Annotated in this window: 10 protein-coding genes; all 10 read left to right on the top strand. The window is 43.9% G+C overall.

The genetic code is table 11. The features are described from left to right. The first annotated feature begins 3 nt into the window (after positions 1 to 3). On the top strand, positions 4 to 1143 hold the full coding sequence (locus AAFF35_RS26370; protein WP_342329471.1) for a SusE domain-containing protein: 1140 nt from the start codon (positions 4 to 6) through the stop codon (positions 1141 to 1143). 57 nt (positions 1144 to 1200) lie between these two features. After that, positions 1201 to 3048: a glycoside hydrolase family 13 protein gene (locus AAFF35_RS26365; protein ID WP_342329470.1), complete on the top strand. Its 1848-nt coding sequence runs from the start codon at positions 1201 to 1203 to the stop codon at positions 3046 to 3048. After that, complete coding sequence (gene pgmB, locus AAFF35_RS26360) at positions 3049 to 3732, top strand: beta-phosphoglucomutase (RefSeq protein ID WP_342329469.1); 684 nt, start codon at positions 3049 to 3051, stop codon at positions 3730 to 3732. It begins immediately after the preceding gene. A 46-nt stretch (positions 3733 to 3778) separates the two neighbouring features. Beyond that, the gene (locus AAFF35_RS26355) at positions 3779 to 6094 is read left to right on the top strand and encodes a glycoside hydrolase family 65 protein (protein ID WP_342329468.1); all 2316 of its coding nucleotides are present in this window, start codon (positions 3779 to 3781) and stop codon (positions 6092 to 6094) included. After that, the gene (locus AAFF35_RS26350) at positions 6091 to 7827 is read left to right on the top strand and encodes an alpha-amylase family glycosyl hydrolase (RefSeq protein ID WP_342329467.1); all 1737 of its coding nucleotides are present in this window, start codon (positions 6091 to 6093) and stop codon (positions 7825 to 7827) included. Before AAFF35_RS26355 ends, AAFF35_RS26350 begins: the two co-directional genes overlap by 4 nt. 12 nt (positions 7828 to 7839) lie before the next feature. Further along, positions 7840 to 9183, top strand: coding sequence for an MFS transporter (locus AAFF35_RS26345; protein ID WP_342329466.1), 1344 nt, complete (start codon positions 7840 to 7842; stop codon positions 9181 to 9183). A 25-nt stretch (positions 9184 to 9208) separates the two neighbouring features. Beyond that, complete coding sequence (locus AAFF35_RS26340; RefSeq protein WP_342329465.1) at positions 9209 to 11815, top strand: alpha-amylase family glycosyl hydrolase; 2607 nt, start codon at positions 9209 to 9211, stop codon at positions 11813 to 11815. 82 nt (positions 11816 to 11897) lie between these two features. Beyond that, positions 11898 to 13433 (top strand): carboxypeptidase, encoded by a 1536-nt coding sequence (locus AAFF35_RS26335; RefSeq protein ID WP_342329464.1) that lies wholly within the window; start codon positions 11898 to 11900, stop codon positions 13431 to 13433. Between the two features lie 28 nt (positions 13434 to 13461). Continuing rightward, positions 13462 to 14424 (top strand): acetyl-CoA carboxylase carboxyltransferase subunit alpha, encoded by a 963-nt coding sequence (locus AAFF35_RS26330; RefSeq protein ID WP_342329463.1) that lies wholly within the window; start codon positions 13462 to 13464, stop codon positions 14422 to 14424. 81 nt (positions 14425 to 14505) lie between these two features. Beyond that, complete coding sequence (locus AAFF35_RS26325; protein WP_342329462.1) at positions 14506 to 15696, top strand: serine hydrolase; 1191 nt, start codon at positions 14506 to 14508, stop codon at positions 15694 to 15696. Positions 15697 to 15737 lie beyond the last annotated feature (41 nt).

Here is a 15737-nt window from a genome sequence, read left to right as displayed (position 1 = left end):
ATCATGAAGAAAATACTAAGCCTGGTCATCATTGCCGTAATTGCAATTACAGGGTGTAAAAGAAACGAATTTGACAATACGATAAAGGGGGAGGCCCTGGGGAACTTTAGCCTGAAAGCTCCTGAAAAAAATGCAATGCTGATCCTGAATTCTGCCACACCTGATCAACAGGTTGTGATCGACTGGACTGCAGCCTTGCCTGGTGTAAATACAGCACCAACCTATACCTGGATCGCAGCGCTTAAAACGGGATCCCTTGATGCTCCATTACTGGAAATTCCTTCAGACAATAAAGGATTGACCAATAAACTGACCATTAGTCAGAAAGCATTGGATGATGCATTAAAAGCAAAAGGTATTGCAGAAGGGCTAAAAACAGACTTGATCTGGACCATTGTTGCAAAGAACGGAAGTGTCAGCATTCGCGCCGCAGAAACATTTAACCTTTCCATCACCCGTTTTGGAGATGGCGCATCCAACTTTGCACTCTATAGCCCGGCATCATCATTTGATGTGATCTCTATAGAATCTCTTTCCTCGGCTGAATTTTTGAAGTTCAAATGGCAGAAATCTTTTGCTGGTAAACCTGCTGGCAACATCACTTATAAAGTAAAATTCATTAAGAATGGTGGTGATTTTAACAGTCCTTTAATGGAGTTTACTGCAGCGAATAATGGTGCTGACAGTACACTTTCTATCAGCTATAGCGATCTTGATATAGCGATGAAAGCAGCAGGACTAACAGACCGGACTCATCTTGACAGTTTGAAATGGAACGTAGAGGCAAATTCAGGAGCTTTTAAAAAGTTTGCTGACTATTCAAATGACATCGTGATTAAGCGTGGAACAAAACTGACCATGTATCTGATCGGTGATGCGACACCTGGAGGTTGGGACAATTCCACAGGCAACGCTTCTATTCCTGAAATGACGGCTTTGGGAGAGGGGAAATGGTCGATTACTCTGGAACTGAAGCCAGGAGGTTTTAAGTTTATCCCTAAGAAAGGAAGCTGGGATGTAAATTATGGAGGTTCTCCTAATGGCAGTGACCTTGGTGGTGATAACATCTCCATTTCTGAAACAGCCATGTATACCATTACCCTCGATGAGGTTAACAAAAAATATACTGTAGTAAAAAACTAAATAGTTATGGAGACCGGTAAATCCGGTCTCCTCAATTCCTTCCTGATTTTTTTAAGCATGAGACGATTTTCATTTATTTTCTTTTTACTTCTTTCCAGCACTGTTTTTGCGCAATCCAAATTAGAACGCATCGAACCAATGAACTGGTGGGTGGGGATGCACAATCCTAAACTTCAGCTCCTGATTCATGGAAATCAAATTGCAGCATATGAGGTCCGGATTAATTATCCTGGCGTAAAACTACTGGAAGTACATAAAGTAGAAAACCCAAATTACCTGTTTGCAGATCTTGAGATTTCTGCAGCCGCGAAAGCAGGTAAAATGACCATTGGCTTTTTTCTCAATGGAAAGAAAAGATTTGAAAATAGCTATGAATTAAAAGAAAGGATTCAAAATGCCAACAGGATTCAGGCAGTAACCAATAAAGACCTGATCTATTTACTGATGCCGGATCGTTTCTCTAACGGAGATCCGAAGAACGACATCGTAAAGGGGATGAAAGAGACGAAGTTGAACCGTGATTCTATGTATTACCGCCATGGTGGCGATTTACAGGGCGTGATCAACAAGTTGGATTACCTGAAAGACCTTGGGATAACTACCCTATGGATGACTCCGGAAATTGAAAACGACATGTCATTGGCATCCTATCATGGATATGCCGCTACGGACCATTATAAAATAGACCCAAGGTACGGCAGCTTAGCGCTCTACAAAACACTGGTAGATCAACTGCATGAAAAGGGGATGAAGATCGTAAAGGATATTGTACACAACCATATGGGAACCGAACATTGGTTCTTCAAAGATATGCCAATGAAAAATTGGGTCAACGAATGGCCGGTGTTTACCCAGACCAGCTATCGCGATGAGCCCGTAATGGACCCTCATGCTTCAAAAGCAGATCAAAAGAAAATGCTGGATGGCTGGTTCGTACCCACCATGCCGGATTTTAACCAGAGAAATCCTTACGTACAGAATTACATCACTCAAAATCACATCTGGTGGGTAGAATATGCCGGTATTGACGGACTCAGACTGGATACCTATCCCTACAATGATCCGGAATATATGAAAGACTGGGCCAACAAAATAAAGGCAGAATTTCCGACGCTATCCATCTTTGGAGAAACATTGGTCAACTCTGCTGCAGCACAGGCTTATTTTACCGGAGGAAACACGGTGAGCAGAGGTTTTGATACCGAATTACCCGGTGTTACTGATGCGGTGATGAAGAATGCGATCTATGAAGCTTTGAATGGCAAGTCAGGTTGGACAGATGGCGTATTCCGCTTGTACACGACCATTGCCCAGGATTTCCTTTACCAGGATGCAGATCGTAATGTCATCTTCCTGGACAACCATGACATGAGCCGCTTTTATTCTATGGTCAACGAAGACCTGAATAAATACAAATCAGGAATGGCCCTCTTACTTACCCTTCGCGGAATCCCTCAGGTCTATTATGGAACAGAAATCCTGATGAAAAATTATTCCAATCCTGACGGACTGGTCCGTTCCGATTTCCCTGGCGGATGGGCGGGTGATAAATCTGATAAGTTTACTGCAGCAGGGCGTACTCCACAGGAAAATGAAGCCTGGAACTATTTCCGTACCCTCGCAAATTATAGAAAAAATAGTCCTGCATTACAAAACGGTAAAATGATGCAATACGTACCTGAAAATGGCGTGTATACTTATTTCAGGTATCTGCCTGGAGGTGGCAAGACCGTAATGGTCATCGTCAACGGAGATGATCAGGCCAAAAGCCTGGAAACAGCAAGGTTTGCCGAGCGTATGTCTGGCGCAACGACTGCCATCAATATCATTACAAAAGAACAATTGAATACCTTAAAAACCATTGCTGTGCCTGCAAAAGGCACATTGGTACTTGAATTAAACTAAATGCAAGAAATCAAACAACATATCGCCTGCATATTTGACCTGGATGGGGTACTGGTAGACACTGCAGTTTATCATTACAAGGCCTGGAAACAACTGGCCAATTCCATGGGCTTCGACTTCACAGAACACCAAAATGAGCAGCTGAAGGGCGTAAACCGGATGCGTTCATTAGACATGATCCTCCAATGGGGAGGAGTAGAGCGGTCTGCCGAAGAAAAGGAAGTGCTGGCAGCCAGAAAAAACGAATGGTATGTGGCCATGATCAGCAAAATGACCGAAGCAGAACTATTGCCAGGTTCGCTGCAGCTTCTGCAGGAGCTTAAATTGAAGGGCGTAAGGATTGCCCTAGGATCTGCCAGCAAGAACTCTTCCCTCATTCTGGAACGCACAGCATTGACCCATTTCTTTGATGCCATTGTAGATGGAAATTCCGTGACGACTTCCAAACCAGACCCGGAGGTTTTCCTGAAAGCTGCGGAATTGTTGAATGCAGCGGAGGCAGATTGCGTGGTTTTTGAAGATGCTGCTGCCGGAGTACAGGCCGCAATTGCCGCAGGAATGAAAGTGGTAGGAATAGGGACCATAGAAAACCTTCCCGGATCAGATATCGTCATCAAAGACCTATCAGAAATTACCGTAACAGAAATTGAAAGACTGAAAAGTCTGAGCACAGATAAAGGATAACGTAAACCGGTTCAATCACCCCCGGAATACCAGAGCAGTATATAAGATGAAGAATTACATAAAAGCAGACGAGTGGAATATTATTGAGGAAGGTTTTGATCCTCATTTGAATAAGATATCAGAGAGTTTATTTAGTATTGGCAATGGCCGCATGGGGCAACGTGCCAATTTTGAAGAAAGCTATTCCGGAGAAACTTTGCAGGGGAACTATGTAGCCGGCGTATATTATCCGGACAAAACAAGAGTAGGCTGGTGGAAAAATGGCTATCCGGAGTATTTTGCGAAAGTCCTGAATGCCACCAACTGGATTGGAATTCATATTCGGATTGGAGACGAAATCTTAGACCTGAATACCTGTAAGGTAACCGAATTTAAACGGATCCTAAACATGAAAGAAGGAACATTGAGCCGGAGTTTCAGAGCAGAACTGAAAAGCGGAAAAATCATAGCCGTAGAAGCCATTCGTTTTTGCAGCATTGCCGATGATGAGGTTGGGGCTTTACATTACCGTCTTTCTGCCATCAATTTTGACGCAGCTGTTCAGCTGACTTCCTTCCTGGATGGAGATGTGAAAAATCAGGATTCCAATTACGATGAAAAGTTCTGGGACCAGGTGAGTCAAAAGCAAGAGGAAAATACCGATTATCTGGTATTGCGGACTAAAAAAACAGCCTTTGAAGTTTGTACGGTGAGCCGGACTACCCTATTGAACAACGGAGCATCGCAGGAATTAAAACAGGTCAGCAAAGAAAAATATCTGGGACAAACTGCAACCTCCAACCTGACACAAGGCGGGCACATCGACCTTTATAAAATTGTGGCGAACCTTTCTTCCGAGAATTATGATAAAGAACAATTGCTAAATGAAGCAAAACTGAGGATCGACATGGCATCGGCTAAAGGTTTCTCACAATTGTGGAAAGAACAAGCGGAAGCATGGGCAAAGAAATGGGAGGAAGGCGACATCATTATTGAAGGTGATGTTGCAGCTCAACAGGCCATCCGTTTTAATATTTTCCAGCTGAACCAAACCTATACCGGAAAAGATGCCCGTTTAAATATCGGACCTAAAGGCTTTACCGGCGAAAAATACGGAGGTTCTACGTATTGGGATACGGAAGCTTATTGTATTCCTTTTTACCTGTCTGTAGCTCCGGAAGAAGTGGCTAAAAACCTATTGGTTTACCGCTACAAGCACCTGGATAAAGCGATAGAAAATGCAGCTAAACTAGGATTTAAAGATGGGGCTGCCCTTTATCCAATGGTGACTATGAATGGCGAAGAATGCCATAATGAATGGGAAATCACCTTTGAAGAAATTCATAGAAACGGAGCCATCGCTTTTGCCATTTTTAACTATATCAGATATACCGGTGAGGAGAGTTACCTGGCACAATATGGACTGGAAGTCCTGATCGGCATTGCCCGTTTCTGGAAACAAAGGGTGAACTGGAGTGCAGATAAGAACAAATTTGTGATGCTCGGTGTAACCGGCCCAAATGAGTATGAGAACAACATTAACAACAACTGGTATACCAACAAATTGGCGGCCTGGTGTTTAAAATATACGATTGCCGCTGCGGCGAAAGTAAAAGAACAGGCCCCGGAGCAATACCTGAAGATCCTCCAAAAAACTGGTCTTCAGGAAGCACAGGAGTTTCAGGACTGGACTTCAGTAGCCGAACAAATGTATTATCCTTTTGATGAGAAAACTGGAGTTTTCCTACAGCAGGATGGCTTCCTGGACAAGGACCAAATTTTAGTTAAAGACTTGCCGGCGGCAGAGCGCCCGCTAAACCAGAAGTGGAGCTGGGATAGGATCTTACGTTCCTGCTTTATCAAACAAGCGGATGTATTACAGGGTATGTACTTCTTTGAAGAGGAATATGACCTGGAAACGCTTCGTAAGAATTTCAATTTCTATGAAAGCAGAACGGTGCATGAGAGTTCATTATCACCTTGTGTACACAGCATTTTAGCCGCAAAGCTGAATGATGAAGAGAAAGCTTATGAATTTTACCTGCGTACTGCCCGCCTGGATCTCGACGATTATAATAACGATACAGAAGATGGATTACACATTACTTCTATGGCTGGTACCTGGATGAGCGTGGTAGAAGGTTTTGCTGGAATGCGCGTGCGTAACGGACAATTGGTATTTCAACCGTTTTTACCTAAAAACTGGAATGCCTTTTCTTTCAGCATTGGCTTTAGAGGAGTGCAGTTAAAAGTGAGCATAACCGCAGATCAGATCAGCATCCGGAACAATTCAGATCAGGAATTACAGATTGTGGTCTTTAATCAGGCTTATCCTGTCCCTCATGGAGAAAAAGTGATTTCCTATAAAGGAGCCCTGGCATGAGCAAAAGTTTCAGAAATATTACTTTGATCGTATTGATGTATATAGGATCTTCCGATATGAGCATGGCACAAAGCAAACCCATCATTTATCAGTTGCTGCCCCGTTTATTCGGCAATCAGCAAAGCAAGAACATCGCCTACGGGACCATCGAACAGAATGGAACAGGCAAGTTTAACGACATCAGTTTTAAAGCTTTGGATGGACTGAAAGAATTGAGCGTTACTCACGTTTGGTATACCGGGGTCGTTGCCCATGCAAGTCTGACGGATTACAGTGCTTTTGGCATTAAACCTGATGATGCAGATGTGGTGAAAGGACGGGCCGGCTCGCCTTATGCCATCAGAGATTATTATGATGTAGATCCTGATCTGGCGGTAGATGTTAAAAACCGAATGGCAGAGTTTGAAGCCCTGATCTCCCGTACACATCAAAAGGAGCTTAAAGTTCTCATTGATTTTGTGCCCAATCATGTGGCCCGTCATTACCATTCCCTGGCGAAACCCGCGGGAGTAGAAGACTTCGGCTTTCGTGATGATGTAAATAAAAGCTTCAGTCCTGCAAATGATTATTATTATGTTCCCGGAAAACCCTTTGTCGTTCCGGCAAATGAAGGTCAGCCAAACGCCTTAACGGCGTTGAAAGATGGTCAGTTTGAGGAGAACCCAGCTAAAGCAACGGGAAACAATGTGTTTTCTCAAAGCCCTTCAAATGGCGATTGGTATGAAACAGTAAAACTGAACTATGGTGTCGATTATGGGAATGGAGAAAAGAAATATTTTGAGCCCATTCCTCCAGTATGGACAAAGATGCGTGATATCCTGGTTTACTGGGCCGGAAAAGGCGTAGATGGATTTCGTTGTGATATGGCCGAAATGGTTCCCGTAGCCTTTTGGGTATGGGTAATTCCAGAGGTTAAAAAACAATACCCTAACCTGATCTTTATAGGAGAAGCTTACAACCCGGCAGTGTATAAAGAATACCTGTACACGGGTCATTTTGATTACTTATATGATAAAGTCGGATTATATGACGGCTTAAAAAAATTAATCAGGAATGAGCCCGGAGCAAGTGTTAAAGACATTAGTAAGGTGTGGCAGGTAGAAAGCGCCGGCTTTGGCGACAAGATGCTTCGCTTTCTGGAAAACCATGATGAAGAAAGAATTGCTTCTGCAGGTTTCGCGGGAAATGCAGCTTATGCCATTCCGGCGATGGTGGTTTCGGCGACGTTATCTGCCGGTCCGGTGATGCTTTATTTCGGACAGGAAGTTGGAGAACCCGGCAAAGGAGTTGAAGGTTTTGGTGGCGAGGATAACAGAACGACCATCTTTGATTACTGGGGTGTTCCAGAACATCAGAAATGGATGAACAAAGGGGCTTTTGACGGTGGACTTCTAAATCCGGAACAACAAAAACTAAGGGCTTTCTATCAGCAACTGATGAAAGTTTCAGGTACTGCGGAAGCCGTGCTGAAAGGCGATATCCTGGAGGTTCCACTGCAAACAGAAAGGGCCTATGCGTTTATCCGTTATTCCGGCAATCAACGCCTGCTGGTTGTCGCCAATTTTGACCGGAATCAATCGGTCATCCAGGAGCTCAATGTTCCCGAAAACCTGCTGAAGGGACGTAACATTACTCAGGCCGTTGATTTATTAACAGGAACGGTGAATGCCCATACCAATCTATCTATATCTTTAAAGGTCTTGCCGGGAACGGCACAAATCATAGAATTTTAAAAAAATTGCCCGATGGAAAAGAAAATTGCTGTAAGTAAACCAAGACTATCATCGTTACAAATATTTAACCTGAGCGCGGGATTCTTCGGGATTCAGTTTGGATTTGCCTTACAGAATGGAAATGCCTCCAGGATCCTGCAAACCTACGGAGCGGATGTAGAACATCTTTCTCTGTTTTGGCTGGCAGCACCGCTCACAGGGATGATCGTTCAACCGATTATTGGTTATTACAGTGACCGGACCTGGAACAGGTTCGGAAGGAGAAGACCTTACTTTCTGATCGGCGCGGTATTAACGGCCCTTGCTTTAATCCTCATGCCCAATTCGGCCGTGATGGCTAGTCTTTTACCGCCAATCATCATTGGTGCAGGAATGCTGATGATCATGGATGCTTCTATTAACGTGGCAATGGAACCTTTTCGCGCACTGGTGGGAGATAAGCTTCCCGAGGAGCAAAGGAGTTTTGGCTTTTCCGTGCAGACCTTTCTGATTGGTGCCGGAGCGATTGCCGGTTCCTGGCTGCCTTATATTCTTTCTGAGTATTTAGGTGTATCGAAGGTGGCCGCGCAAGGACACATCCCGAACAATGTGATCTATTCCTTTTATGTAGGTGCTGCGGTATTGGTGTTCACCATCTTGTGGACCGTCATCACGACAAAAGAATATCCGCCGGAAGAGATGGAACGCTACCATGGTGAGTCTTCTGAAGGGGAAAATAAAGGGATCATGTCTATTTTTACAGATTTCTCCAAAATGCCGCTAACGATGAAACAATTGGGACTGGTACAGTTTTTCTCCTGGTTCGCCTTATTCTCAATGTGGGTCTTTACGACTCCGGCAATTGCACAACATATTTATAAAGTAGCTCCCGGTGATACCTCTTCTGTGAAATTTGCAGATGCAGGAAACTGGGTGGGAATCCTTTTTGGAATTTACAATGGCGTGTCTGCCATCTACGCTTTATTATTACCCTCCATTGCCAAAATAACCAGCAAGAAGATCGCACATGCTTTCTCTTTAACGGCAGGAGGGATCGGTTTGCTGTCTATTTATTTCATCAGTAATCCACAATACCTGATCTTCTCTATGATTGGAATTGGCCTGGCCTGGGGAAGTATCCTGTCTATGCCTTATGCCATCTTATCGAGCTCAATCCCTGCACGTAAAATGGGCGTCTATATGGGGATTTTTAATTTCTTTATCACGATGCCACAAATCGTTAATGGTTTCTTCGGTGGAATGATCGTCGAAAAGTTCTACGATGGCAAAGCCATTTATGCCATTGTAATGGCTGGGGTATTTATGCTCCTCGGAGCCATCTCCGTCCTGTATATCCGAAATAAAAAAGAATTGTAAAACACTAAAAGCTGAAACGAATACCATGAGAAAAATATACAGCCTCTTATTGATTTTTATGGTATTCGCTGCAGCATGCAGGAAGTCGGATCCAATAATTAAAGAACCTGGAACAGAGCCACCGATAGTCGTTCCACAGACCGGCTTACTGACCACTTCCACCGATTTCCCGACGGCGGAAGAAACTTTTACCCTTACTTTTGACGCCGCCAAAGGAAATGCTGCTTTACAAAATACTTCTGCGGATGTCTACATTTATACCGGAGTCATCACCAACAAAAGTACTGGAGCTGCCGACTGGAAGTATGTTAAAAGTGCTTCTTTCAGCAGCCCGGATCCCGCGGCCAGGATGACTCCCATTGGAAACGGAAAATTTCAGATCAGTTTAAGTCCCCGTAGTTTTTATGGTGTTCCGTTGGGAGAGAAGATCCTCCAGCTGGTGATGTTGTTCCGTACCGCTGATGGAAAGATTGTTGGGCGAAACAAAGATCAAAGTGATTTATACCTGCCGATTTATGAGGCCAATCAACTTGGCATAAGATTTAAACTCCCTGAATTTGAACCTACTTTCAATCCCGTGCCGGTGATCAGTATTCAAATGATCGGAGAGGAACTGAGCATTAGTGCCGCAGCCTCTAAAGCGGCTACATTGAACCTTTCTCTGGATGGCGTTGGTTTTGCATCGGCAACAAATGCAAAAGAGATCAATGGGAAGGTCAAAGTGAACGCTGCGGGAAGACATGAGCTGAAACTAAGCGGAACCGACGGTACGACCACCATAGAACGGTCTTTTACTTTCCTTTTAAACGGAACTGTGGAGACGGCTGAATTGCCGGCAGGGGCAAAAGAAGGAGTCGTCTTTATCAATGGTGGAAAATCAGCAATTCTTACGCTATATGCCCCTTTCAAACAATATGTTTATGCCATTGGCGATTTTAACGACTGGCAGTCTGGTCTTCCTTATTTCATGAAAAGGACACCTGATGGTAACAAATGGTGGGTTCAGATTGATAATTTACAACCTGGTAAGGAATATGCGTATCAATATTTAGTAGATGGCAAATTAAGAATTGCCGATCCTTATACAGAAAAGGTGATCGATCCCCAGTATGACGGGGCAATCCCATTTTTGAGTTATCCTTCCATCATGCCTTATCCAATGGGAAAGACTTCGGGCATCCTGAGCGTAATGCAGAGCAGTCAAACTGCTTATTCCTGGAAGTACAAAAACTTTAAAAGACCGGAAAAGAACGATTTGGTGATCTACGAACTCCACCTTCGCGATTTTCTTAAAAATGCAAATTACAATACCCTGAGGGATACACTGGACTACCTTGCTAAGCTTCATGTGAATGCCATTGAACTGATGCCGGTCAATGAATTTGAAGGGAATTCCAGTTGGGGATATAACCCTTCCTTCTATTTTGCTCCTGATAAATATTATGGAACAAAGGTCGCATTACAACAATTCATAGACGAGTGCCATGGCCGCGGGATTGCGGTGATCATGGATATGGTGCTGAACCATTCCTTTGGGCAGTCGCCGATGGTACAATTGTATTTTGATGAAGCCTCAGGGAAACCGGCCACAAATAGTCCCTGGTTTAATGCAACGCCCACCCATCCTTTTAATGTCGGGTACGACTTTAACCATGAAAGCCCGGCAACGAAAAGCTTTGTCAGGAATGTGCTGAAGTTCTGGATGGATACCTATCAGATAGACGGCTTTAGATTTGACCTTTCCAAGGGTTTCACTCAAAAGAACTCCGGAACTACTGATGCAGGTGTTTCTGCATGGAGCGCTTATGATCCAGATAGGGTAGCGATCTGGAAAGACTATAATTCATTTATCAAAACCAATAACCCGGATAACTTCTACGTCATTCTGGAACATTTTGCTGCAGATGCAGAAGAAAAAGAACTTTCTGAGCAAGGGATGATGTTCTGGAACAATGTCAATACAAGTTTTAACCAGGCAACGATGGGTTATCAGGAAAACTCTGATTTCTCCCGCGCTTTCTCCGGAACGCATGGTTTTAGCAGATCGGAAAATCTGGTCAGCTATATGGAGAGCCATGATGAAGAACGGCTCATGTTTAAAAACCTGGCTTATGGCAATGCTTCGGGAAGTTATAGTGTGAAAAACCTGGCTACCGCATTGAAGCGTCAGGAGATGGCAGCAGCATTTTTCTTTTCTGTTCCGGGGCCGAAGATGTTGTGGCAGTTTGGGGAATTGGGCTATGAGGTCTCAATAGAACAAAACGGAAGAACAGGAGAAAAACCAATCCACTGGGACTATCTCGGACAGGCGGCACGTTTCTCATTGAAGACAACCTATGCCAATCTGATCAATTATAAAACGAACAATTCCATTTTCAAAACGGGTATTCCAACATATAATCTTAGCGGGCCTGCTAAATACCTGAAGTTAACGAATACGGACAATACGGTGGTGGTGCTTGGTAATTTTGATGTAAAGGAACAAATACTTAGCGTTGACTTCGGGCAATCCGGACAATGGCTGGAATGGCCGGGAGGAAACACGATGAGCCTCAGCGGAAATACCTATACCAAAACACTGAGCCCCGGTGAATACCATATCTATAGCAGGAAGCCCTTGTATCTCAGATAAAAAGAGTAACAATTTTAAAGCATAGGATGCATTGATTGGGTTTAGTTTGATATTTATATTCATAAACCAACCTAAACCACTAATGAGAACAAAAGTATTGACCCTTGCATTGGCTTGTGTATGCTGTTTTAGCATATCATATGCACAAAAAGCGCCTTCAGCTAAAGCTGAAACAGCTGCAAAGACCGAACCGGTAAGCCCTTCGAGAACCATCGTTCCTGAAAGTTCAGTCGTTACCCAACATCAGGCCACCATCAACGGACAGCGCATTGCCTATAAAGCAACTGCCGGAACCCTTCCGGTATGGGATGAAGAGGGAAAAGCAATTGCAGGTCTGTTTTACACTTATTATGAACGTTCCGATGTTCAAAACCGGGACAGCAGGCCATTGGTGATCTCCTTTAACGGAGGCCCGGGTTCTGCTTCCGTATGGATGCACATCGCTTATACCGGACCAGTAGTCTTAAAAATAGACGATGAAGGATATCCGGTACAACCTTATGGGTATAAAGAAAATCCGAATTCCATCCTTGATGTTGCAGATATCATTTATATCGACCCGGTTAATACAGGTTACTCGCGACCAACAAATAAAGATGTTCCGGGCGCTAAGTTTTTTGGCGTCAATGCCGATATCAAATACCTCGCAGAATGGATCAATACTTTTGTGACCAGGAGCAACCGATGGGCATCTCCTAAATTCCTGATCGGGGAGAGCTATGGAACTACCCGCGTTTCGGGACTGGCCCTGGAGCTTCAGAATTCGCAATGGATGTATTTAAACGGCGTGATTCTGGTCTCTCCTACAGAACTGGGAATCGAACGCAGCGGACCTGTAGAAGCAGCTTTACGCTGGCCGTATTATGCGGCTACGGCCTGGTACCACAAGGCCCTTCCTGCAGATTTACAGTCGAAAAAACTGGAAGCATTTTTACCGGAAGTGGAAGAATTTACCATCAATGAGCTGTTGCCGGCAATGGCGAGGGGTAATTTCCTGACGGAACAAAAAAAGAAAGAAATTGCGGCAAAGATGGCGCGCTATTCTGGAATTTCGGAAAAGGTGATCTTACAGTATAACCTCGATGTTTCTACGAACTTTTTCTGGAAAGAGCTGCTGCGGGATAAAGGTTTTACCGTTGGCAGATTAGATTCCAGGTATAAAGGGATCGATAAAAGTGATGGGGGAGAACGCCCTGATTACAATGCCGAACTGACTTCCTGGTTGCACTCTTTCACCCCTGCCATCAATATGTACCTTAGAAATGAGCTGAATTATAAAACTGACCTGAAGTACAATATGTTCGGTTCGGTAAGGCCATGGGACAATAGTAATGACAGGACCGGAGAGAACCTACGACAGGCAATGGCACAAAATCCATATCTGAATGTCATGGTGCAGTCGGGATATTTTGATGGCGCATGCGATTATTTTAACGCAAAATATAGCATGTGGCAATTAGATCCGGGAGGCAGATTAAAAGACAGATTAAGCTTTGAGGGCTATGAAAGCGGTCATATGATGTATTTAAGGAAGGAAGATCTCTCTAAAGGAAACCGTCATATCCGTGAATTTATATTAAAATCTTTACCTAAACCCGGGGTGCCTGCGAAGTTTTAAATAAAATGTCTATTTTTACAGCCCACTTATGGAACAGATAAAAACATCATTTGATTTCGAAAAACCTTTAGCTGAATTGGCGCAGCAAATTGAAAAGGTTAAACAGGTTGCCGATAAAACCAAAGTAGATATGTCTGCGACATTAACTGAACTGGAAGCTAAGTTGGCTGATACTCAGCAAACGCTTTACAGCCACCTTAACGGATGGCAGAAAGTTCAGATGTCACGTCATCCTGAAAGGCCTCAAACCCTGGATTACATCAGCATGATCTGCGATGATTTCATAGAAATGCATGGCGACAGGACTGTAAAGGACGACAAAGCTATTATTGGCGGTTTTGCAAGTATTGCTGGCCAGACGGTAATGGTGATCGGACACCAGAAAGGTAAAAACACGAAAGAGCGTCAGTACCGCAATTTCGGAATGGCTAATCCTGAAGGATATAGAAAAGCATTGCGCTTAATGCGTCTTGCAGAGAAATTCAATAAACCAGTTATTTCTTTTATTGATACGATGGGTGCTTATCCCGGGCTGGAAGCGGAAGAACGCGGACAGGGAGAAGCAATTGCACGTAACCTGTTAGAAATGTCTGTGCTGAAAGTACCGATCCTATGTTTTGTAGTAGGTGAAGGCGCTTCCGGCGGTGCATTGGGAATCGGAATCGGCGACCGTGTCTATATGTTGGAGCATACCTGGTACTCTGTAATTTCTCCGGAATCCTGCTCTTCTATTTTATGGCGCAGCTGGGATTATAAAGAAAGAGCCGCAGAGTGTCTGAAACTGACTTCCGATGATATGTACAAAAATCAATTGATTGATGGCATCATTAAAGAGCCACTGGGAGGTGCACACCAGAATCCGGAGGCAATGGGGGAAACAGTAAAAGAACAGATCTTAAAAGACCTGGCAGTACTTAAAAAATTAAAAACGGATGTCATGATCACCCAAAGAATTGATAAATTCTGCGCAATGGGCGTGGTAAACGAATAAATCATTATAAAGAAATCAAAGGAAAAGGCTGCAACTCACACTGCGGCCTTTTCTTTTTTTAATATTTTTCCATAAAAGCCTATGATAAAGAAAATCGGATATGGCCTTGCCTTGTTGCTCTCCCTTTTTGTATTGGTCCTTTGTATGCTCTTCATCCGGCGGCCGGAGCTGATTCGCGTTTTACGCTACCAGACCCCTGCTGCAGAAACCTATAAGATATATCCACAATCGTTGGTAAATCCGGCAGATACTCCTTTTCATTTCGTAAAAGCGGAACGGATGAGGGAAGACCTGGATACGATCATGGTCTTTGACCGGGATAATAAAAGTATGCCTTTCAAAGATTACCTGGAAGCGGGAAAGGTCAACCTTTTTATGGTGATCAGGAATGATACAGTGATTTATCAAAAGTTTAAGCCAGGTTACAGTGATACCAGCTTAACCACCCTTTTTTCAGTAGCTAAGTCGATGGTTTCTATGATGCTGGGACAGGCAATTGAAGAAGGAAAGATTAAAAGCCTGGACGACCGCCTGTTGGTCTATGTTCCTGAATTAAAAAAGAACCCGGCATTTGAGCGGATCACTTTAAGGAACCTGATGGAGATGAAATCAGGCCTGGAGTTCAGCGGTCTTGAAGGTGGATTGGTTGCGGCATTTTTATCGGATGAAGCCAAATACTATTATACGGAAGACCTTAAAAAAGAGCTATCGAAGCTTAGGGCTGATCATCCTCCGGGAAAGGTCTGGAAATATAAAAGTGTAGATGTACTGTTGCTCAGCTGGGCATTGGAACAGGCGACGGGGAAAAATACTGCCAGCTATTTCCAGGATAACATCTGGAAAAAAATAGGAGCTGCACATCCGGCAAGCTGGGGACTGGATCATATTAATGGATTGGCGAATACCGCGAGCAGGTTTCAGGCAACCGCCATAGATCTGGCTAAAATTGGAAGGTTGTACCTGAACAAAGGTAATTACAACGGGCATCAGGTGGTTCCTGAAGAATGGGTTACCCATTCTGTTCATGCAAATGCTGATCCTGCTGTTCCTGTAAAAGGCTGGCAGAAGACGCGGCAAAACTATTTGTGGTGGCTTCCCCAGGAAGGGATCAATGGTGATTTTGCCGCAGAAGGGATGCGTGGACAACGTTTATATGTCGATCCCTTAACGCATACCATTATCGTTCAGTTGGCCCTTAAAGGAGCTGGAGATTATCCCTATCGTAAGATCAGCCGTTACTTATCAGGAGTACCTTTTACCTATCCTAAATAGCGTAAATAAAAAAACAGGCATAAAAAAAGGGCATCCCATAC

This window comes from Pedobacter sp. FW305-3-2-15-E-R2A2, assembly GCF_038446955.1.
GTDB lineage: Bacteria > Bacteroidota > Bacteroidia > Sphingobacteriales > Sphingobacteriaceae > Pedobacter.
Note: the sequence above shows the minus strand (reverse complement) of the source record. Positions and strands in the feature narration are given on the sequence as shown.

Excerpts from the sequence above, each read along its gene's own strand:
- AAFF35_RS26325 (WP_342329462.1), top strand. The coding sequence starts at position 14,506 with ATGATAAAGAAAATCGGATATGGCCTTGCCTTGTTGCTCTCCCTTTTT.
- AAFF35_RS26345 (WP_342329466.1), top strand. The coding sequence starts at position 7,840 with ATGGAAAAGAAAATTGCTGTAAGTAAACCAAGACTATCATCGTTACAA.
- AAFF35_RS26355 (WP_342329468.1), top strand. The coding sequence starts at position 3,779 with ATGAAGAATTACATAAAAGCAGACGAGTGGAATATTATTGAGGAAGGT.
- AAFF35_RS26365 (WP_342329470.1), top strand. The coding sequence starts at position 1,201 with ATGAGACGATTTTCATTTATTTTCTTTTTACTTCTTTCCAGCACTGTT.
- AAFF35_RS26370 (WP_342329471.1), top strand. The coding sequence starts at position 4 with ATGAAGAAAATACTAAGCCTGGTCATCATTGCCGTAATTGCAATTACA.
- AAFF35_RS26335 (WP_342329464.1), top strand. The coding sequence starts at position 11,898 with ATGAGAACAAAAGTATTGACCCTTGCATTGGCTTGTGTATGCTGTTTT.
- AAFF35_RS26330 (WP_342329463.1), top strand. The coding sequence starts at position 13,462 with ATGGAACAGATAAAAACATCATTTGATTTCGAAAAACCTTTAGCTGAA.
- AAFF35_RS26350 (WP_342329467.1), top strand. The coding sequence starts at position 6,091 with ATGAGCAAAAGTTTCAGAAATATTACTTTGATCGTATTGATGTATATA.
- AAFF35_RS26340 (WP_342329465.1), top strand. The coding sequence starts at position 9,209 with ATGAGAAAAATATACAGCCTCTTATTGATTTTTATGGTATTCGCTGCA.
- pgmB (WP_342329469.1), top strand. The coding sequence starts at position 3,049 with ATGCAAGAAATCAAACAACATATCGCCTGCATATTTGACCTGGATGGG.